Source organism: Cryobacterium sp. N22 (assembly GCF_002929555.1).
Taxonomy (GTDB): Bacteria; Actinomycetota; Actinomycetes; order Actinomycetales; family Microbacteriaceae; genus Cryobacterium.
Window position 1 is genome coordinate 21318 of sequence record NZ_PJJP01000025.1, and the last position, 20311, is coordinate 41628.

19 protein-coding genes are annotated in these 20311 nt (G+C 68.1%); 5 read left to right on the top strand and 14 right to left on the bottom strand.

What is annotated here, in order from left to right:
* Positions 1–7 precede the first annotated feature (7 nt).
* From CXY76_RS03905 to CXY76_RS03935, 7 genes are all read right to left on the bottom strand, one after another.
* Positions 8–2062, bottom strand: a complete 2055-nt coding sequence (locus CXY76_RS03905) for a bifunctional aldolase/short-chain dehydrogenase (RefSeq protein WP_104162948.1) — start codon at positions 2060–2062, stop codon at positions 8–10.
* 125 nt (positions 2063–2187) lie between these two features.
* The gene (gene rhaI / locus CXY76_RS03910) at positions 2188–3354 is read right to left on the bottom strand and encodes an L-rhamnose isomerase (protein ID WP_104162949.1); all 1167 of its coding nucleotides are present in this window, start codon (positions 3352–3354) and stop codon (positions 2188–2190) included.
* A gap of 64 nt (positions 3355–3418) precedes the next feature.
* On the bottom strand, positions 3419–3763 hold the full coding sequence (locus CXY76_RS03915; RefSeq protein ID WP_104162950.1) for an L-rhamnose mutarotase: 345 nt from the start codon (positions 3761–3763) through the stop codon (positions 3419–3421).
* A 61-nt stretch (positions 3764–3824) separates the two neighbouring features.
* On the bottom strand, positions 3825–4874 hold the full coding sequence (rhaS, locus tag CXY76_RS03920) for a rhamnose ABC transporter substrate-binding protein (protein WP_104162951.1): 1050 nt from the start codon (positions 4872–4874) through the stop codon (positions 3825–3827).
* A 14-nt stretch (positions 4875–4888) separates the two neighbouring features.
* The gene (locus CXY76_RS03925) at positions 4889–5953 is read right to left on the bottom strand and encodes an ABC transporter permease (protein WP_104162952.1); all 1065 of its coding nucleotides are present in this window, start codon (positions 5951–5953) and stop codon (positions 4889–4891) included.
* Positions 5946–6980: an ABC transporter permease gene (locus CXY76_RS03930; RefSeq protein ID WP_104162953.1), complete on the bottom strand. Its 1035-nt coding sequence runs from the start codon at positions 6978–6980 to the stop codon at positions 5946–5948. The genes CXY76_RS03925 and CXY76_RS03930 overlap by 8 nt, the downstream gene beginning before the upstream one ends.
* Positions 6977–8500: a sugar ABC transporter ATP-binding protein gene (locus CXY76_RS03935; protein WP_104162954.1), complete on the bottom strand. Its 1524-nt coding sequence runs from the start codon at positions 8498–8500 to the stop codon at positions 6977–6979. The genes CXY76_RS03930 and CXY76_RS03935 overlap by 4 nt, the downstream gene beginning before the upstream one ends.
* A 153-nt stretch (positions 8501–8653) precedes the next feature.
* On the opposite strand from CXY76_RS03935, the gene CXY76_RS03940 reads away from it, so the two are divergent.
* Positions 8654–9661, top strand: a complete 1008-nt coding sequence (locus tag CXY76_RS03940; protein WP_104162955.1) for a LacI family DNA-binding transcriptional regulator — start codon at positions 8654–8656, stop codon at positions 9659–9661.
* Positions 9662–9675: 14 nt separating this feature from the next.
* Here CXY76_RS03940 and CXY76_RS03945 read toward each other — a convergent pair whose 3' ends face one another.
* Positions 9676–11067 carry an MFS transporter gene (locus CXY76_RS03945; protein WP_233199552.1) on the bottom strand — a complete coding sequence of 464 codons (1392 nt, stop codon included), beginning with the start codon at positions 11065–11067 and terminating at the stop codon, positions 9676–9678.
* Positions 11064–11579 carry a MarR family winged helix-turn-helix transcriptional regulator gene (locus tag CXY76_RS03950; protein WP_104162957.1) on the bottom strand — a complete coding sequence of 172 codons (516 nt, stop codon included), beginning with the start codon at positions 11577–11579 and terminating at the stop codon, positions 11064–11066. Before CXY76_RS03950 ends, CXY76_RS03945 begins: the two co-directional genes overlap by 4 nt.
* Positions 11580–11708: 129 nt before the next feature.
* Here CXY76_RS03950 and CXY76_RS03955 point away from each other — a divergent pair, with 129 nt between their 5' ends.
* On the top strand, positions 11709–12617 hold the full coding sequence (locus tag CXY76_RS03955; protein WP_104162958.1) for an alpha/beta fold hydrolase: 909 nt from the start codon (positions 11709–11711) through the stop codon (positions 12615–12617).
* Between the two features lie 9 nt (positions 12618–12626).
* Positions 12627–13676 carry a biotin/lipoate A/B protein ligase family protein gene (locus tag CXY76_RS03960; protein ID WP_104162959.1) on the top strand — a complete coding sequence of 350 codons (1050 nt, stop codon included), beginning with the start codon at positions 12627–12629 and terminating at the stop codon, positions 13674–13676.
* 27 nt (positions 13677–13703) lie between these two features.
* On the opposite strand, the gene CXY76_RS03965 is transcribed toward CXY76_RS03960, so the two are convergent.
* Positions 13704–14024 (bottom strand): GNAT family N-acetyltransferase, encoded by a 321-nt coding sequence (locus CXY76_RS03965; RefSeq protein ID WP_233199553.1) that lies wholly within the window; start codon positions 14022–14024, stop codon positions 13704–13706.
* Positions 14025–14058: 34 nt separating this feature from the next.
* Between CXY76_RS03965 and CXY76_RS03970 the strand changes: the two genes are divergently transcribed.
* Together CXY76_RS03970 and CXY76_RS03975 are read left to right on the top strand one after the other, a co-directional pair.
* Complete coding sequence (locus CXY76_RS03970; protein ID WP_104162961.1) at positions 14059–14964, top strand: site-specific DNA-methyltransferase; 906 nt, start codon at positions 14059–14061, stop codon at positions 14962–14964.
* A complete protein-coding gene (locus tag CXY76_RS03975; RefSeq protein WP_104162962.1) occupies positions 14961–15887 on the top strand; it encodes an LLM class F420-dependent oxidoreductase in 927 nt (308 codons plus the stop codon). The genes CXY76_RS03970 and CXY76_RS03975 overlap by 4 nt, the downstream gene beginning before the upstream one ends.
* A 31-nt stretch (positions 15888–15918) precedes the next feature.
* On the opposite strand, the gene CXY76_RS03980 is transcribed toward CXY76_RS03975, so the two are convergent.
* The 4 genes from CXY76_RS03980 to CXY76_RS03995 are packed head-to-tail and all read right to left on the bottom strand — an operon-like array spanning position 15919 to position 20216.
* Positions 15919–16947, bottom strand: a complete 1029-nt coding sequence (locus tag CXY76_RS03980) for a LacI family DNA-binding transcriptional regulator (protein WP_104163011.1) — start codon at positions 16945–16947, stop codon at positions 15919–15921.
* Positions 16948–16957: 10 nt separating this feature from the next.
* Positions 16958–18388 carry a GH1 family beta-glucosidase gene (locus CXY76_RS03985; RefSeq protein WP_104162963.1) on the bottom strand — a complete coding sequence of 477 codons (1431 nt, stop codon included), beginning with the start codon at positions 18386–18388 and terminating at the stop codon, positions 16958–16960.
* Positions 18385–19230: a carbohydrate ABC transporter permease gene (locus CXY76_RS03990; RefSeq protein WP_104162964.1), complete on the bottom strand. Its 846-nt coding sequence runs from the start codon at positions 19228–19230 to the stop codon at positions 18385–18387. The genes CXY76_RS03985 and CXY76_RS03990 overlap by 4 nt, the downstream gene beginning before the upstream one ends.
* Positions 19227–20216: a carbohydrate ABC transporter permease gene (locus CXY76_RS03995; RefSeq protein ID WP_104162965.1), complete on the bottom strand. Its 990-nt coding sequence runs from the start codon at positions 20214–20216 to the stop codon at positions 19227–19229. The genes CXY76_RS03990 and CXY76_RS03995 overlap by 4 nt, the downstream gene beginning before the upstream one ends.
* Between the last annotated feature and the right edge of the window lie 95 nt (positions 20217–20311).

The following is a 20311-nucleotide window of genomic DNA, read 5'->3' on the forward strand; positions in this document are numbered from 1 at the left end:
GCGCCGCTCACCGGAGGAAGGCGGCGGAGACGCCGGCGTCAACGGGGATGTGCAACCCGGTGGTGTGGCTGAGGTCGCTGGTGCAGAGCACGAACACGGCGTTGGCCACGTTCTCCGGCAGCACCTCGCGCTTGAGCAGGGTGCGCTGGGCGTAGTACTTGCCCAGGTCGTCCTCCTTCACCCCGTAGACCGCGGCGCGCTTGGCGCCCCAGCCGCCGGCAAAGATGCCCGAGCCGCGCACGACGCCGTCGGGGTTGATGCCGTTGACCTTCACGCCGTACTCGCCGAGCTCGGCGGCCAGCAGACGCACCTGGTGGGCCTGGTCGGCCTTGGTCGCCGAGTAGGCGATGTTGTTCGGGCCCGCGAAGACCGAGTTCTTCGACGAGATGTAGATGATGTCGCCGCCGAGCTTCTGGTCGATGAGCACTTTCGCGGCAGCCCGGGAAACCAGGAACGAACCCTTGGCCATCACGTTGTGCTGCAGGTCCCAGTCGGCCACCGTGGTCTCCAACAGCGATTTGGACAGCGACAGCCCGGCGTTGTTCACGACCAGGTCGAGGCCGCCGAAGGCGAGCACGGCGGCGTCGACGGATGCCTGCACCTGGGCCTCGTCGGTGACGTCGGCCTGCACGCCGATCGCCACGTCTTCGTTGCCGATCTCGGCGGCGGCGGCCTGGGCCGTCGCCAGGTCGAGGTCGGCGATGACGACGCAGGCGCCCTCCGCGGCCAGCCGGGTGGCGATGGCCTTGCCGATGCCCGACGCCGCCCCGGTGACCAGGGCCACGCGGGTGGCCAACGGTTTGGGCTTGGGCATCCGCGCCAGCTTGGCCTCTTCGAGGGCCCAGTACTCGATCTTGAACTTCTCGGCCTCGTCGATCGGCGCGTAGCTGGAGAGGCCCTCGGCGCCGCGCATCACGTTGATGGCGTTGAGGTAGAACTCGCCCGCCACCCGGGCGGTCTGCTTGTTCGCGCCGTAGCTGAACATGCCCACGCCGGGAATCAGCACGATGAGGGGGTCCGCGCCGCGGATGGCGGGGGAGCCTGTGGTGGTCGAGCTTGTCGCGACCGCGTTCCGGTCGTAGTAGCCCTGGTAGTCGGCGCGGTAGGCCTCGTGCAGCTCCTGCAGGCGCGCGATCGAGTCCTCCACGGAGGCCCCGGCCGGCAGGTCGAGCAGCATCGGCTTGACCTTGGTGCGCAGGAAGTGGTCGGGGCAGCTGGTGCCGAGGGCGGCCAGCCGCGGGTGGTCGGCGCGGGAGAGGAAGTCCAGGACCTCGGGGGCATCGGTGAAGTGGCCCACCTTGGCGCTGTCGGTGGAGACCAGGCCGCGCAGGGTGGGCGCCAGGGCGGCGGCCTTGGCGCGGCGTTCGGCCTCGGTCAGCGGGCCGAAGCCGTCGAGCACCGCGCCGAACGGCTCGGCGACGGAGTGCTCGGCGATGTAGCCGGTGGCGGTCTGGATGATCCAGAGCGAGTTCGCCTCACAGGCCGCGCTGGTGTCGCCCCAGGCGGTGATGCCGTGGCCGCCGAGGATGCAGCCGATGGCCTGCGGATGGGCGTCCTTGATCGCGGCGATGTCGAGGCCGAGCTGGAAGCCCGGGCGGCGCCAGGGCACCCAGACCACGCGGTCGCCGAAGATCGTGGTGGTGAGCGCTTCGCCGTCGGCGGCGGTGGCGATCGCGATGCCGGCATCCGGGTGCAGGTGGTCGACATGGGCCGCATCGACCAGCCCGTGCATGGGGGTGTCGATCGACGGTGCCGCCCCACCCTTGCCGTGCAGGGTGTAGTCGAGGGCGGCAACCATCTCGTCCTCGCGGTCGACGCCGGGGTAGACGTTCGTGAGGGCGCGCATCCGGTCCAGCCGCAGCACGGCGAGCCCGGGCTCGGTGAGGGTGCCGAGGTCGCCGCCGGAGCCTTTCACCCAGAGGAGGTCGACGGTCTCACCGGTGACCGGGTCGATCTCGGTGCCCTTGGCCGAGGTGTTGCCGCCGGCGTAGTTGGTGTTCTTGGGGTCGGCGCCGAGCCGGTTGGAGCGGGCGATCAGCTCCTGGGCGGTGGGGTTGGTCATGGCGAACTTCTTTCGAGGTCGGGGTGGGGCGGTGAGCGAGGGGAATGCGGCGTAACTGTTGCCCATCCGGACAATTGCGCCCGGTGCGCCGGACGCAGTTGTCCGGAGCGGGAACAGTTGCGGGGTTAGGCTCCCCAGCCGGCCTGCTGGCCGCCTGCTCGTTCCACGGCGATGGCCGCCTGGTAGCCGGATGCCGCGTAGGCGGCCATGGGGTCGGCGGGCAGCCCGCGGGACTCACGCCACGCGGCGAGGTCCGGGCGCACGTCGGTGTAGAAGGCGTCCATCAGGATGGCGTTGGCGCCGAGTACGTCGCCGGCGTCCTGGGCGGCGCGCAGCGCGGAGCCGTCCACGAGGAGCGCGCGGGCGGTCATTTCCTGCACGTTGAGCACCGAGCGGATCTGGCCGGGGATCTTGTCTTCGACGTTGTGGCACTGGTCGAGCATGAAGGCGACGGGGGAGTCGGGCCCGTAACCGCCGCCGCGGATGACCTCGTAGAGGATGCGGAACAGCTGGAACGGGTCCGCCGCGCCGACGATGAGGTCGTCGTCGGCGTAGAAGCGGGAGTTGAAGTCGAAGGAGCCGAGTTTGCCCAGCCGCAGCAGCTGGGCGACGATGAACTCGATGTTGGTGCCCGGGGCGTGGTGGCCGGTGTCCAGGCAGACCAGGGCGCGCTCGCCGAGGGCGCTCACCTGGGCGTAGGACGTTCCCCAGTCGGGCACGTCGGTGTGATAAAAAGCGGGTTCGAAGAACTTGTACTCGAGTACCAGCCGCTGGTTCTCGCCGATCCGGCCGTAGATCGTCTGCAGCGACTCGGCGAGTCGGTCCTGGCGCCCGCGGATGTCGCCCTGCCCGGGGTAGTTGGTGCCGTCGGCGAGCCAGATCTTGAGGTCCTGCGACCCGGTGGCGTGCATGATGTCGATGCAATCGAAGTGGTGGTCGATGGCCTTCTGGCGCACGGCGGCATCCGTGTGGGTGAGGCTGCCGAACTTGTAGGCGTCGTCCTGGAAGGTGTTCGAGTTGACCGTGCCGAGAGCCAGGCCGCGCTCGCCGGCGACGTCGCGGAGAGCGTCGTAGTCCTCCACCTTGTCCCAGGGGATGTGCAGCGCTACGGAGGGGGCCAGGCCGGTGTGCCGGTGCACGGTGGCGGCGTCCGCGATCTTCTCCTGGATGGTGCGGGGCGTGCCCGGCGTGGAGAAGACCTTGAACCGGGTGCCGGAGTTGCCGAACGCCCAGGACGGAAGCTCGATGGCCTGGGTGGCGAGCTGGGGGGTGATGGAATCGAATGTCGTCATGGGGGTCACTTCTCTGTGATCGCTTGGAGGTGTGTGTGAGTCTAAATGAATCGTTTCAATTCCGTCAAGTCGTGCTGCCCTGACCCAGCTGATCCTCGAGGTGGAAGACCTCTCGCAACTGGAGGAAGCCCTGATCGGGCGTCCCGCCGAGATTCACGAAGAACTCGGCCATCTCGGCCTGCCAGCGGGCGTTGACCGCGGTGCGCGCCATGCCGGCCTGTGCGGCCTCGAGCGAGGGGGTCTCGACGTATCCGATGAGGAGCCCGTCGTCGCGGAGAAACAACGAGTAGTTGCTCCACCCGGTGTCCCGCAACGCGTCGAGCATCTCCGGCCAAACCTCAGCGTGGCGCCTGGTGTACTCCTCGATGCGGTCGGGTTTCACCTGGAGCTGGAAGCAGACGCGTTGCACTGGGGTGTCCTTTCGACGGGTGGGCGGGCCGCCACGGTGACGGCCCGCCCCGGGGGGACCGCTAGAAGTCGAAGTCCCCGATGTTCGCCTTGTCGAAGACGAACGGGTCGCCGAGGAGCACGACACCGTCGGCGCCGACGGTGAACTCGCCCAGTTCGCCGGCGTCGAAGCTGTCGCCGTCCGCACCGGTGATGTCACCCTCGATGAGCGCCTTGGCCGCGTAGGCAGCCAGGTAGCCCAGGTCGGCCGGGTTCCACAGCGCGAAAGCGGTGACGGTGCCGTCCTCGATGTAGTCGCGCAGCTGGTTCGGGGTGCCCAGGCCGGTCAGCGCCACGGTGCCCTTGTACTCGGAGGTCTGCAGGTACCGGGCGGCGGCCGCGATGCCCACCGTCGTGGGCGACATGATGCCCTTCAGGTTCGGGTGGCTCTGCAGCAGCGCCGCCGTCTTGTCGAACGAGGTCTGGTCGTCGTCGTCGCCGTAGACCGTCTCGACCAGGGTGATGTTCGGGTGGTTCGTGGCCAGCTCCTCTTCCATCAGTTTGATCCAGGCGTTCTGGTTCGTCGCGTTGGCCGAGGCCGAGAGGATGGCCACTTCGCCGGCGTCGCCGATCTGCTCCGCGATGAGGTCGACCTGCACCTTGGCGATGCCCTCGGCGTCGGCCTGGTTGATGAAGACATCGCGGTACTCGGGGTCGGTGTCCGAGTCGAAGGTGACGACCTTGACCCCGGCGTCGCGCGCCTCGGTGAGGGCGCCGCCGATGGCCTTGGGGTCGTTGGCGGAGACCACGATCGCGCCCACTCCCTGCTGGGTGAGGGTGTTGATGTAGCTGACCTGGCCGTCCGGGGTGGCCTCAACGGGGCCGACCTCGGCGAAGGTGCCGCCGAACTCCTTGATGGCCGTCTCGCCGCCGGCGTCGGAGGTGTCGAAGTAGGGGTTGCCGAGGTTCTTGGGCAGGAACGTGATCGCCAGGTTGGCGTCGCCGCCGCCGTCGGTTCCCCCCGAGGTGCCGGACTCGGCCGAGCAGCCGGTGGCGACGAGCGCGAGGCTCAGGGCGATGGCGGCGACGGCTGCTGTGCGGGTCTTGCGCGTGTTGTGGGTGCGAAACAACATCAGTGTTCTTCCTTTCAATGCGGTGAGTGTTGGGCTGTGCGATTGCGGGCGGATCTCCGGGACTTCTGCCAGGTGTTCTGCAGCCAGACCAGGACGCTGGTGGACACCACCGAGAGCACGAGGAGCACTCCCGTGATGATGTTGATGACATCGGCGGTCACGTTGGCCAGCCGCAGCGCGCTGCCGAGGACGCCGATGAGCAGCACCCCGGCGATCACGCCGTGCAGAGCACCACGACCACCGAAGATGGACACCCCGCCGAGGAGGACGGCGGCGATCACCTGCAGTTCGAGGCCGGTGGCGTTGTCGCCGCGGGCGCTGCCGAATCGCAGTGTGTAGTAGATGCCGGCGAACGCCGACACGGCGCCGGCGAGCACGAAGAGGATGAATTTGGTGCGGTTCACGTTGACCCCGGAAAAGGTGGCCGCCTCCGAGCTCAGTCCGATCGAGTAGATGCCACGGCCGAACGGCGTGAAGTGCAGCAGGAGCGCGAAGACCACCAGCAGGACCAGGAAGGGCACGATGATGCTGGGCAGCGCGGTGCCGCCGATCTTCGACTTGGCCAGATCGGTCCAGAATTGCGGGAAGTCGGTGACCGCCGTGGTGCCCAGCAGGCCGACGGCCAGCCCGCGATAGAGCGCCAGCGAGCCGATGGTGACGGCCAGGGAGGGCAGCCCGACCACGGTGACCAGGAAGCCGTTGATCGCTCCGCCGATGCAGCCCACGATGACGGCGATGAGTCCGGCAACGGGGATGCTCAGGCCACCCTGGTGCAGGATCCCGACGAGCACGCTGCTGAGTCCGACCATGCTGGCCACGGACAGGTCGATCTCGCCCGTGATGATGATGAGGGTCATCGGCAGCGCGATCAGCAGGATCGGAGCGACATCCAGCAGCAGGTAGGTCATCGTGAGCGGGCTGCCGAAGTTGTTCACCCGCAGCATGGCGACGCCGATCACGAGCAGCAGCAGCAGGATCACGGCGCTCTCGCGGCTGACGAGCAGACGGCGCCAGAGGGGATGCCCGTAGTCCCGGTAGGTGCGCGTGGCGCCGGTGCCGGCGAGGGTCGTGTCACTCATGGGTGTCGTCCCTTTCTTCCAGGAGCTTGCGCGTTTGTCGCAGGGCCAGGATGCGGTCCAGGACGATGGCCCCGATGATGAGGGCGCCGACGACGGCACGCTGCCAGAAGTCGGGCACGCCCAGGATCGGCAGTGCCCGGTTGATGGTGAGCAGGAGGGCGGCGCCGAGGGCGGCGCCCCACACGGTTCCGCTGCCGCCGAAGATGGCGACGCCTCCGATGACGGCCGCGCCGACGGCATCGAGTTCGAACCCGCTGCCGGCCTGCGAGTTGATCGTGCCGTACCGGGCGGCGTAGAGCACACCGGCCAGCCCGGCCAGGGCCCCGCAGGCCACGAACGCGATGAGGATGCGCCGGGTCACCTTGAGGCCATAGAGCTCGGCGGCGGCGGGTTCCGAGCCGATCGCGTAGAACTCCCGCCCGCCGCGGGTGTTGCGCATGTACCAACCGGCGGCCGCCAGGACCACCAGGGCGATGATGGTGAGCAGGGGGATGCCGAGGAGCGACCCGGTGCCGAGGGCGAGGAAGTCCTTGGGCATGTCGGACGCGTTGATCCGGTCGCTGCCCGCCCAGAGCACGTTTATGCCCCGATAGGCATACAGGGTGCCCAGCGTGATCACGAGGGCCGGCACCCGGGCGAAGGCCACCAGGGCGCCGTTGATCAGGCCGAGCAGGCCGCCGAAGACGATGCCGGCCAGGAAGACCGCCACGATCGGGATGCCCGGGATGTCGATGAACAGCCGCCCGGTCAGGTACGCCGTGAGGCCGAGCACCGACCCGACCGAGAGGTCGACGCTGCGGGTGATGATCACGATCGCCTGGCCGATGGCCACGAGGATGAGGATGGACGGGGTCAGCAGCAGGTCACGCCAGCCATCCGAGCTGAAGATGAAGTTGGGGTTCACGGCCGTGGCGGCCACGATCACGAGGATCAGGGCGAGCAGGATGCTCGTCTCGCGGGCGCGCACGAACGAGGTGAGGCCGCGTCGCAGCGGATGCGTCCTGGGTGGGGTCAGGGTGGTGGTCACTTGGCGTGCTCCGTTGCGTGGGTGGCGGCGTACATGACGGTCTCGGAGGTGGCATCGGCCCGGCTGATGTCGGCGGTGATGCGGCCCTCGCGCATCACGAGCACCCTGTCCGCCATGCCGAGCACCTCGGGTAGCTCGGAGGAGATCATCAGGATCGCGAGGCCCTGCCCGGCAAGCTCGGAGAGCAGGCGGTGCACCTCGGCCTTGGTGCCGATGTCGATGCCGCGGGTGGGTTCGTCGATGATGAGCACCCGTGGATCGGTGGCCAGCCATTTCGCCAGCACGACCTTCTGTTGGTTGCCGCCGCTGAGCGTGCCGGCGACGGTGTCGAGAGCGTTGGTTTTCACTTCGAGGCGGCTGGCCCAGATCCGGGCGGCGGCGTTCTCGGCGGCGGAGGAAATTAGGCCGCCCCTGGTGAGGGTCCGCTGGATGGACATCGTGGTGTTGCGGGCGACGCTGGAGTCGATCACCAGGCCCTGTTTGCGCCGGTCCTCCGGGACCAGGGCGAGCCCGAGGTTCATGGCCGCCACCGGGTTCCGCCGCGGAACACGCTTGGCACCCATGGTGACGGTGCCGGAGTCGTAGCCGTCCACCCCGAACACGGCCCTGGCGACCTCGCTGCGCCCGGCGCCGACGAGCCCGGCCAAGCCCACGATCTCGCCGCTCGCGACCGAGAAGCTGATGTCGTGGAACACTCCGGCCGAGGTGAGGCCGGTCACCTCGAGCACCGTCTCGCCGATCGCGGCCGCCTGCTTGGGGAAGAGTTCGGTGATGTCGCGGCCCACCATCCGGCGCACGATCTCGTTCACGCTGGTGTCCTCGATTTTGTCCGTCGAGATGTAGCGGCCGTCGCGCATCACGGTGATGGTGTCGCAGAGCGCGAAGACCTCGTCGAAACGGTGGGAGATGAACACTATCGCCCGGCCTTCGTCCCGCAGGCTGCGGGCAACGGCGAACAATCGCTCCACCTCGACGCCGCTGAGGGCGGCGGTGGGCTCGTCCATGATGAGCACCCTGGCGTCGAGGGAGATGGCCTTGGAGATTTCGATGATCTGCTGGTCGGCGATCGAGAGTCCCTCTGCGGGCCGGTCGGGGTTCATCCGCACAGAGAGGCGGGCGAAGAGCTCCTGCACCTCGGCGCGCATCCGTTTGCGGTCGATGCGGCCGAATCGGTTGGTGGGCTGGCGGCCCATGAAGATGTTCTCGGTGACCGAGAGGTCGGGAAACAGCGTGGGCTCCTGGTAGATCACGGCGATACCGGCGGCCTTCGACTGGGCCGTGGAGGTGAAGTCGACGCTCTCGCCGCGGAGCAGGAACTCCCCGGCGTCGCGCTGGTAGAGCCCCGCGATGATCTTCACGAGGGTGGACTTGCCGGCACCGTTCTCGCCGACCAGGGCGTGGATGGAATTCATCTGCACCGTGAGGTCGGCGCTCGAGAGGGCGACCACGGGGCCGAAGGACTTGGCGACGTTTTGAAGCTCGAGGGCGGCGGGGCCGGACACGCCGGGGCTGATCGTCATGGGCAGGACCTATCTTCGACGCTGAAGGAGGGAAGTGTGATTGAATCGTTTTAATCGACTGGTGATGAATATAGGTCGACGACGAGAGACTGTCAAGCAACGACTTTGTCACGGGCGCTAGGGTGGAGCCACAGCGGCAACGAAAGGGCTCAGATGGTGGTCAGCGTGCGCGAGGTGGCGGCTCTGGCGAAGGTGTCCGTCGGCACGGTCTCCAATGTGATGAACCGTCCGGAGAAGGTGTCGCCGGACACCGTCGAACGGGTGCAGGCCGCGATCCTCGCGCTGGGCTTCGTGCGTAATGACGCCGCCCGGCAGCTGCGGGCCGGCCGCAGCCGCAGCATCGGCCTGGTCGTGCTCGACGTGGGCAACCCGTTCTTCACCGACCTGGCGCGCGGTGCCGAGAACCGCGCTGCCGAGGCGGGCCTCACGGTGCTCCTCGGCAACAGCGACGACGACGCCGTGCGCGAGAACGCGTACCTGGACCTCTTCGAGGAGCAGCGGGTGCACGGGGTACTGATCTCGCCCATCGGTGACACGACCGAGCGCCTGGCCCGGCTGCGTGAGCGGGGCACGCCAACCGTGCTCCTCGACCGCCAGGCCGAGAACCGCAATTTCTCCTCGGTGTCGGTCGATGACCCGGCCGGGGGGTACACCGCCGCGCGCCACCTGCTCGAGCGGGGCAGGCGCCGGCTGGCCTTCGTGGGCGGACCCGCGAGCCTGCGGCAGGTGACCGACAGGCTCGCGGGAGCGAGATCGGCCGTCGCCGAGCAGGCGGGTGCGACCCTCGAGGTGATCGAGACCACCGCGCTGTCGGTGCTGGAGGGGCGCAGGGCGGGCGAATCGGTGATGGCCAGGGCGGCAAGTGAGCGGCCCGACGCGATCTTCGCGGCGAACGACCTGCTCGCGATGGGCGTGCTCCAGGCGTTGAACATGAACGGAGACGTTCAGGTGCCCGGCGCCATCGCCCTGATCGGCTACGACGACATCGCGTTCGCGTCGGCGGCTGTCGTACCGCTCTCGTCCATCCGTCAGCCGAGCGAACTGATCGGCCACACAGCGGTCGACCTGTTGCTGCGCGAGGCCGCCAACGGAGCGGAAGGCGAGCACGAGCAGATCGTGTTCCAGCCCGAACTCATCATCCGGGCGTCGACCGGGGGCTGACCGCCGGTGCTGGGCTAGCGCGGCCCGGTGGCTTCGGTCACCGCGATCTCCCGGGTCGCGGTCTCGCGGTCGCGCTCGCGCGCGGCAGCGGCTGCCCTGTCCGTGACGGTGCGAATGGCCGAGGTGAGCGGATGGCCGTCGCCGCGGTGCCGCACGTGCACCCGCGCGGTGCGGGGCGTGGTGCGGGGGCGGATGCGTACCCGCAGGCGCTGGTACCTGATCATCCAGAACATCACCGCGGCGGCCGCGAGCAGCCCGGATGCCGCGGCGACGCCGATGGCCCAGCGGGGGCCGTACTGGTCGGCGATCCAGCCGACCAGCGGGGCGCCGAGCGGGGTGCCGCCGGCGAAGATGGCCATGTACAGCGCCATCACCCGGCCGCGCATGGCGGGCTCGGTGGTGGTCTGCACGTAGGCGTTCGCGGTCGTCATCAGGGTCAGCGAGGTGAGCCCGACGAACGCGAGCGAGATCGCGAAGGCGATGTAGCTGGGCATCAGAGCGGCGATGGTGCAGGTGAGGCCGAAGAAGAAGGCACCGCCCACCACCAGGCGCATCCGGGGGCGGCTGCGCCGGGCAGAGAGCAGGGCGCCGGCCACGCTGCCCACGGCCATGATCGAGCTGAGCATGCCGAACTCGCTGGCGCCCATGCCGAACTCCACGGTGGCCATGGTCGAGGTGAAGATGGCGAAGTTGAAGCCGAACGTGCCTACCAGGAACACCGTGATCAGCACCGCGACGATGTCGGGCCGATGCCAGACGTACCTGAATCCGGCCATGAGTTGGCCACGTTCACGAGGTGCGCGCGGCTGTTTGCGGAGTTGCTTGGTGCGCAGCAGCGTCATGGCGGCGACGGTGAAGGCGAAGGTGACGGCGTTGATCATGAACACCCAGCCGGCGCCGACGGCGACGGTGAGGAGGCCGGCCGCGGCGGGGCCGATCAGCCGTGCGCCGTTGAACGAGGCCGAGTTCAGCGCCACGGCGTTCGAGAGGTTGTCGTCGGGTACGAGCTCGGAAACGAAGGTCTGCCGGGCGGGGGCGTCGATGGCGGCAACAACGCCCAGGCCGAGGGCGAAGAGGTAGACGTGCCACAGCTCGACGACGCCGGTGATGGTGATCAGGCCGAGGCCCAGCGCGAGCAGGCCCATCAGGGCCTGGGTGAGCATCAGTAGCTTGCGCCTGTCGAACCTGTCGGCGATGAGGCCCGACCACGGCATCAGCACCAGTTGTGGCCCGAATTGCAGGGCCATCACGATGCCCACCGCGGTGGCGTTGTAGTCGGTGAGCTGGGTCAGCACGATCCAGTCCTGGGCCGTGCGCTGCATCCAGGTGCCCACATTGGACACCAGGGCGCCGGCGAACCAGATCCGGTAGTTGACCACGCTCAGGGAGCGGAACATTGCACTCAACTGTTGGCGAGCTCCTTCATGATTTCGGTGGCGGACGCCAGGACCTGACGTTGTTCGGGTGTCAGCCGCAGGATGCGCTTGGCGATCCAGTCGTCTCGGCGTCTGCGGGTTTCGCGCACGAGGGTCATCCCGGTGGCGGTGGCCGTGAGCACAACCTTGCGGCCGTCCTCGGCGGAGCCGGCGCGGTCGACCAGGCCGGCCTCGACGAGGGCGTTCACGGTGCGGTTCATCGAGGGCGGGGTGACCCGTTCCTCCTCGCTGAGCGCACTCAGGGTCATCGGGCCGAGCCTGAAGACCGCGCCGAGGGCCGAGAACTGGCCGCTGGTGAGTTCGTTGTCGGCCTGCTCCTGGCGCACCCGGCGGGCCAGCCGACCGTTGGCGAGCCTGAAATCGTGGCTCAACTCTGCGACGGAGCGGCGCTTGGTGTGCGCGTGCGCCGCCGCGGGGGCCGGTGCTGGCGCGTGGGCTGGGGCTGGGGCTGGGGGACTGGGCGCAATGGGACTCTCTGACATGATTACTTAGCCTAACAAATTAGCCATGCTAATGATTCCCGCTCGGCCTGATCCGTGTGAGATCGGCGCGGCGGCCACGGGGAGCAGAAGGGTGGGACAGGCGGGCTGGTTGTACGGCAGAATGAGCGCGTGCCCACCTTCACCGATGAATACGGCGTCCGGATCGTCTACTACGCCTGGCCGGTCGACAACCCGCGTGCCATCGTGCAACTCGTGCACGGGGTCGGCGAACACGCCCTGCGTTACCGGGAGGTGGCCCGCGCGCTCAACGCGGCCGGCTACTCCGTCTATGCCGACGATCACCGTGGGCACGGCCAGACCGGGATGCTGCAGCACGGTGGCGATGCCACCCAGCTCGGTCGGCTCGGCGTTGGCGGCCTGCGCGCGGCGGTCTCCGCCGTGCACGCCTTCACCGGCATGATCCGCCAGGCGGTCCTCGAACAGACGGCGGTTCAGGGCGAGCAGCACGGGCGCCCGCCGGTTCCCCTGGTGCTGCTCGGCCACAGCTGGGGGTCGTTCATGGCGCAGATGATCCTCAACCGGTATCCGGAGGACTATCAGGCTGTCGTGCTCACCGGCACCGCCTACCGCTGGCCCGGCTACCTCAACAGCGGCGATCTCAACGCCAGGCACCGGCACCTCGGCTCGACCGGCGCCGAGTGGCTCAGCCGGGATCCGGCGGTCGCGGCGGCGTTCGTGGCCGACCCGCTCACGACGAGCGTGCCGCTGGCCCAGCTCTTCGGCCTGCGCGACGCCCTCCGCATCCTCGGCAGCCCCGCCCGGCGGCTCCCCGCGGCCCTGCCCGTGCTCATCCAGGTGGGCGGCGACGACCCCGTGGGCGGGGAACGCAGCGCCCGCAAACTTGCGGACGCCTTCAGGCGCCGGTCGGGCCTGCGGGATGTGCGCCTGATCGTGTACCCCGGTGCCCGGCATGAGGTTCTCAATGAGACCAACCGCGACGAGGTGCTGGCCGACCTCGTATCCTGGCTCGACGCGCACCTCCCGGCCGCCGTCTCGGAGGCTCCGGCCGACGATTAGGCTGGGCACATGCATGGTGAATACAAGGTCCCGGGCGGCAAACTCGTTGTGGTCGATCTGAATGTCGTCGACAATCTCATCACCGATTTTCGCCTGGCCGGTGATTTCTTTCTCGAGCCTGATGACGCCCTCGAGGACATCAACGCCGCGGTGAACGGCCTCGCCGCCGACAGTGACGCCGCCACCATCGCCGCTGCGGTGCGTGCCGCGTTGCCGCCCCAGGCCACCCTGCTCGGCTTCTCACCGGAGTCGGTCGCCGTCGCCGTGCGTCGTTCGCTCGCGCACGCCAGCGGCTGGCGGGACTACGAGTGGCAGATCATCCACACCAAGGCCGTGCCCCCGGTCATGCAGATGGCGCTCGATGAGGTGCTCGCGGTCGAGGTCGGCGAGGGCCGACGCAGCCCCACCCTGCGCATCTGGGAGTGGAATGAACCGGCCGTCGTGATCGGCAGCTTCCAGTCGCTGAAGAACGAGGTCGACCCGGTCAACGCCGAAAAGCACGGCTTCACCGTGGTGCGCCGGGTCTCCGGCGGCGGTGCCATGTTCATGGAGGCCGGTTCGGTGATCACCTACTCGATCTACGCGCCTACCGAGCTCGTGCACGGCATGAGCTTCGCCGACTCGTACGCCTTCCTCGACGAATGGGTCATCACGGCACTCAAGTCGCTGGGCATCGACGCGCACTACCAGCCGCTCAACGACATCACGAGCCCCACCGGAAAGATCGGCGGGGCCGCCCAGAAACGCCTCGGCAGCGGCGCCGTGCTGCACCACGTGACGATGAGCTACGACATGGACGGCGAGAAGATGGTGCAGGTGCTGCGTATCGGCCGGGAGAAGCTCAGCGACAAGGGCATCACCAGCGCCGCCAAGCGGGTGGATCCGCTCCGCAGCCAGACGGGCCTCAGCCGCGCCGAGATCATCGACCGCATGAAGCAGACCTTCACCAGCCTGTACGGCGCGAAACCCGGCGACATCACCGACGAGGAATACGCCAAGGCCGCCGACCTGGTGGAGAGTAAATTCAGCACCGACGCCTGGATCGGCCGCGTCCCCTAACCCGCACGGCCCCCGGCGAGCACCGCGTTACGTGCCGCGGATGAGCAGGTCCTGGTATTCGGCGTGCTGGTCAATCCAGTCCGCGACGAACGGGCACGCCGCCACCACGGTGAGGTCGGTGCGGGTGCGCACGTCATCGAGCGCCTGCTCGATGAGGATGCTCGCCAGCCCGTGTGCGCGCTTGGCCGGGTCGATCTCGGTGTGGGTGAACTTCAGTTCCTGGCCCACCAGCCTGTAGTCGGCCAGGCCCACCGGTTCGCCGTCCTGCCACAGCGTGTAGCGCGAGAGGTCCGGTTCGTGCTTGACGTGCGCGGTGGTGTCGTCACGCGTCATCTCTTCACTTGTCATCGGAACAGCGTAAGCCGACTGACAGAATGAGGGAATGCCAAACGCGTGGACTCAGTCCTCTCCCAGCAGGGTCATCGAGGCAGACAACCTGGTTGTGCTGCCGACGCTGCCCGACGCCGCGTTCACTCTCATCTACCTCGATCCGCCGTTCAACACCGGCCGCAGCCAGAAGCGGCAGTCCACCACCTCGGTGCGGAGCACCCTGGCCAGCGGCGCGCACGCCACGGGCACCATCACCGGGTTCAAGGGCCAACGCTACGAGCGCATCAAGGGCGATCTGCTCGGCTACGACGACCAGTTCGAGGACTACTGGGCGTTCCTGGAGCCCCGATTGATCGAGGCCTGGCGGCTGCTCGCCGACGACGGCACGCTCTACCTGCACCTGGACTACCGTGAAGCGCACTACGCCAAGGTGCTCCTCGACGCGCTCTTCGGCCGGGACTGCTTCCTCAACGAGTTGATCTGGGCCTACGACTACGGTGCCAAATCGAAGAACCGCTGGCCCACCAAACACGACACGATCCTGGTCTACGTGAAGAACCCGAAGGGCTACTACTTCGACTCCAGCACCGTGGACCGCGAGCCCTACATGGCGCCGGGGCTGGTCACACCGGAGAAGGTGGCCAAGGGCAAGCTCCCCACGGATGTCTGGTGGCACACCATCGTCTCGCCCACGGGCAAGGAGAAGACCGGCTACCCCACCCAGAAGCCCGTCGGGATCCTGCGGCGCATGATCCAGGCGTCCAGCCGTGAGGGCGACTGGGTGCTGGACTTCTTCGCCGGCAGCGGCACGACGGGTGCTGTCGCGGCCGCCCTGGGGCGCAAATTCCTGCTCATCGACCAGAACCCGGAATCGCTCGCCGTGATGCACGAGAGGCTCGGCGCCCTGCCCGGCGTGGATTTCGTCGACTCCGGTCTGGAAGCAAGACTGGGAGCATGAGACTCCGCATTTTCACCGAGCCCCAGCAGGGCGCCAGCTACGACGACCTCCTCGCGGTCGCGCAGGCCACCGAGACGCTCGGCTTCGACGCATTCTTCCGCTCTGACCACTACCTCGCCATGGGCGATCACGTCTCCGGGCTGCCCGGGCCGACGGATGCCTGGACCACCCTGGCCGGGCTGGCGCGCGAGACCGAGCGCATCCGCCTCGGCACCCTGGTGTCGTCGCTCACCTACCGCCCGCCGGGGGTCCTGGCCATTCAGGTCGCCCAGGTCGACCAGATGTCGGGCGGACGCGTGGAGCTGGGCCTGGGCACCGGCTGGTTCGAACAGGAACACCTGGCTTACGGCATCCCGTTCCCGGCCAAGCGGTTCGGCATGCTCGAGGAACAGCTCGAAGTGATCACCGGCCTGTGGGGCACTCCCGTCGGTGAGACCTACAGCTTCGCCGGCGAGCACTACACCCTCGTCGACTCGCCCGCCCTGCCCAAGCCCACGCAGTCGCGTGTGCCCGTGATCGTGGGTGGCGGCGGAGCCAAGCGCACCCCGGCGATGGCCGCGCGGTTCGCCACGGAATTCAACCTGCCGTTCCCCGACTTCGCCGATATCCCCGGAAAGTTCGCCGGGGTGCGAGCGGCCTGCGAGGCCGTCGGACGTGACCCGCAGGAACTGGTCTACTCGGCGGCGCTCATCGCGGTCGCCGGAGCCGACGAGGCCGAGTTCGCCCGCCGGGCTGCAGCCGTGGGCAGGGAGCCCGCCGAGCTCCGCGAGCACGGGATCGCCGGGACCGCCGGCGAGGTCGTCGACAGGCTGGGATCCCTCGCCGCCGACGGTGTGGAGTGCGTCTACCTGCAGATCATGGACCTGGCCGACCTCGATCACCTCGATTTCCTCGCCCGCGAGGTCATGCCGCAGCTCGATTAGGCGCGTCGGGTCAGGCCGCGCAGCCTGAGGATCAGGCCGAGGCGCGCCGGATGAGCCGGGTCGGCATGATGTTGCGGCGTGGAACATCGGTGTCACCGGTGAGCAGCCGCAGCAGCATGTCGGCCATGGCAAAGCCCATCTCGGCGGACGGCTGGCTGATCGTCGTCAGCGGCACGGCGGCCCCGATCGCGGCCGGACTGTCGTCGAAGGCCACGATCGCGATGTCGTCCGGCACCGCGTAGCCCTGCTCGCGCAGCACGTCGAGGGCGCCGGTGGCCATCAGGTCGCTGGCCACGAAGAGCCCGTCGAGGTCGGACCGGCGCTCGAGCAGCCGGCGCATCGCGGCGGCGGCGGAGACGGCCGTGAAGTCGGCGTGCTCGACGGCGCCGGAGGGCAGCCCGGCCTGCTCCAGCGTGCGCTGGAAACCGGTGAGCCTGTCGATGCCTGCGGGCATGTCGATCGGGCCGGTGATCGAGCCCAGGCGGCGCCGGCCGATGTCGAGCAGGTGCTGGGTGCCGACCTGCGCGCCGGCGACATTGTCGACGTCGACGTAGTACGTGTCCGGGCCGAAATGGTCCGACGGCCGGCCGCCGAAGACCAGCGGGATCTGCGACCCGATGTCGCTCAGGAATTCGTCACGCGTGTGGTGCGAGACCACCAGGGCGCCGTCCACGTTGCCGCTGCGCAGGTACCGCATGGTCTTGTGGCTGGGATCGCTGGAGGCGACGAGCAGGTTGAGGATGTACTGGCTCTCGTCGAGGCGCCGGGTGATGCCCTGCACGATGGCCGCGAAGTACGGGTCACCGAAGAATTTGGTGATGTCTTCGGGGACGACCAGGGCGACGGCCTGGGTCTGCCGGCTGGCGAGCGACCGGGCGGCGCGGTTGGGCACGTAGTTCAGCCGTTCGATCGCCGCGGTGACAACCGCGACGATCTCCGGACTCACCTTGGTGGAACCGTTCACCACCCGGCTCACGGTGGCGCGGGACACGCCGGCGGCCTCAGCCACCAGCTCGAGCGTCGGTTGCGCTGGACGCGGCTGGCGCGTTCCGGTTGTCATGAAGGTCATTCTATTTTGCGAGAGCCGGTTCCGCTGCCGTGGTCAGCGAGCGAGCCGCAACGATGGCCGCGTAGGCGCGACCGCTGTCCTTGATGGTGCGCTCCTGGGTGTCGTAGTCAACGCGTACGATGCCGAAGCGTTTCTGGTATCCCCAGGCCCACTCGTAGTTGTCCATCAGCGACCAGTAGAAGTAGCCCTTCACGTCCACACCCTCGTCGATGGCGTCGAGGACGGCGTCGAGGTGCAGCTGCAGGAACCGGGTGCGATCGGCGTCGTGCACCGAGCCATCCGACGCCACGATGTCGTCATACGCGGCGCCGTTCTCGGTGACGTAGAGGTCGGTACCGGCCGGGCCGGTGTACTCGGCCCCGACGCGCACCAGGAGTTCGCGCAACCCGTCGGGCTGCACTTCCCAGTCCATGGCCGTGACCGGCAGTCCCTGGGGATGGTTGAACACGCCGTCCGCGGCGGGGAAGGGCGAACTGGTCGCCCGGTTGGTGGGGTCGTGCGAGAGCTGCGCGGACTCGGTGGGCCGGTCGGAGACCAGCGACCCGTTGTAGTAGTTCACTCCGAAGCTGTCCAGGGGCTGGCTGATCTGGGCGAGGTCGCCGTCCCGCACGAGATCGGTGAAGCCGAGGTGGGCCACGTCGTCGAGAAGGTCGGCCGGGTAACTGCCCCGGAAGATCGGATCGAGGAAGAACCTGTTGAGCTGGCCGTCGATCCGCCTGGCCGCGTCCACGTCGCCGGGCCGGGCCGGGTCGACGGGCTTGGCCACGGTGAGGTTCAGGGTGATACCGAGCTCCAGCCCGGGGTCGCGTTCGCGCAGGGCCTGCACGGCCAGGCCGTGACCGAGCAGAAGGTGGTGGCCTGCGGCGAGCCCGTCGGTCTTGCTCTGCCGACCGGGCGCGTGCACGCCGGCGGTGTAACCGACGAACGCGGAACACCACGGCTCGTTGAGCGTGGTCCAGACACCGACCCTGTCGCCGAGGGCGTCATGAACGGACAGGGCGTAGTCACGGAACAGTTCCGCGGTGTCGCGGTTGGCCCAGCCGCCCTTCTCCTCGAGCGCCTGGGGCAGATCCCAGTGGTACAGGGTGAGCCACGGCTTGATGCCCGCACCGAGCAGCTCGTCGACGAGTCGGGAGTAGAAGTCGATGCCCTGCGGGTTGACCGGCCCGTTGTCGGGGCGGACCCTGGACCACGAGGTGGAGAACCTGTAGGTCTGCAGGCCCAGCTCCTTCATCACGGCCACGTCGCCGGCGTACCGGTGATAGTGGTCGCAGGCGACGTCGCCGTTTTCAGCGTTGACGACGGCGCCGGGGATGCGGCTGAAGGTATCCCAGATCGAGTCGGTGCGGCCGTCGTCGTGGGCGGCGCCCTCGATCTGGTAGGCGGCCGTGGCCGCACCGAACAGGAAGTCGGCCGGGAAGGCCCTGGTCATCCCTTGACCGCACCCTGCATGATGCCGGCCACCAGCTGCTTGCCCAGGAAGACGAAGAGCACGATCAGCGGGATGATCGAGAGCACCACACCGGAGAGCACCAGCGAGTAGTCCACGTAGTACGCGGCCTGCAGCTGCTGCAGGGCCACCGGCAGGGTGGGGTTGCCGGGGTCGAGCACGATGAACGGCCAGAAGAAGTTCGTCCAGGTGCCGATGAACGCGAACAGGGCGAGCATCGCCGCGGCCGGCCGGGCCGCGGGCAGGCCCACGTGCCAGAAGCTGCGGATCATCGAGGCACCGTCCATGCGCACGGCCTCGATGAGCTCGTCGGGCAGGGCGTCCTTGAGGTACTGGGTCATCCAGAACACCCCGAACGCGGTGACCAGGCCGGGAGCGATGACGGCCCAGAGGCTGCCCGTCCAGCCGAGCCGTGACATCACGATGAACAGCGGCACGATGCCGAGCTGGGTGGGCACGGCCATGGTGGCGATGACGAAGACGAGCAGGCCTTCGCGGCCGCGGAACTTGAGCTTCGCGAACGCGTAGCCGGCCAGGGTGGAGAAGGCCACGACGCTCAGGGCCACGGCCGAGGACACGATGATGCTGTTCAGCAGGGCGTTCCAGAACGGGATGCTGTCGATGACCGTGGCGGCGTTGGCGAAGAAGTTGCCGCCGGGCACGAAGATCATGCCGTTCTTGTTGATAGCGGTCGCATCCTGGCTGCCGATCAGGAAGGACCACCAGATCGGGAAGAACGATCCAACCAGCACGGCAATCAGGACTCCATAGACCCAGAAGCCCGGGCGGCGGTCATGGCCGCCGATTGAACGTGTCTTTCTCATGAGATTCCTCGTGCCTTGATGGGTCGAACCTTGATGGCTTTGTCGCTCGTGGCGCTGATCTTCCGGCTGATGTAGAAGTTGAGCGCGGCGATCAGGATGATGATGAGGAACAGGAGCCACGACACGGCGGAGGCCCTGCCGAAGTTCCGCTGGTTCCAGCCCAACTCGTAGATGTAGAGGGTCAGCGTCTGCCATTGCCGGCTGGCCCCGCCCTGGCCGTACTGGTCGAACATGCGCGGCTCGTCGAAGATCTGCAGGCCACCGATGGTGGAGGTGATGATCACGAAGATGATGGTGGGGCGCATCAGCGGAACGGTGAGCGACCAGAAGGTGCGCCAGCGGCCGGCGCCGTCGATGATCGCGGCTTCGTAGAAGTCGCGGGGCACGGCCTGCATGGCGGCCAGGAAGATCAGGGCGTTGTAGCCGGTCCAGCGGAAGTTGACCATGGTGGCGATCGCGAAGTGACTGGGAATGACGTCGACGTGCCAGCGGATGGACTCGAGGCCGACGGTGTTCAGCAGCTGGTTGATGACGCCGTACTTGTCACCGAACAGGTCGTTGAAGATCAGGGCGACGGCGACGGGGGCCACCACGTAGGGCAGCAGGACGCCCATGCGCCAGAAGGTCTTGCCGCGCAGGTTGAAGTCGAGCACCGCGGCGATGGCGATGGCCGCGATCACCTGGGGGATGGCCGACAGCAGGAAGATGCTGAAGGTGTTGCGCAGCGAGATCCAGAAGTACGGCTGCGCGAGCACGGTCTGGAAGTTCTCGAGACCGACGAAGTCGCCCTGGCCACCGATGAGGTTCCAGTCGTGCAGCGACACCCAGGCCGTGTACCCGAGGGGGAACAGCCCGATCAGTGCGAAGACGATGAAAAACGGTGAGATGTAAAGGTAGGGGGAGAGCTTCACGTCCCAGTGGGAAAGGCGGTGGTTGAAGGCGATGCGGCGGATCGCGCGGGCATCGACTTCGGTCGCGGCTGTCATTCGAGTCCTTGAGGGTGGGAGCAGGTTGAACGAAAGGGAGCCAGGTGGAGGCAGGTGCCTCCACCTGGCGGGTACTGCGGACGTGCGGCGAACTG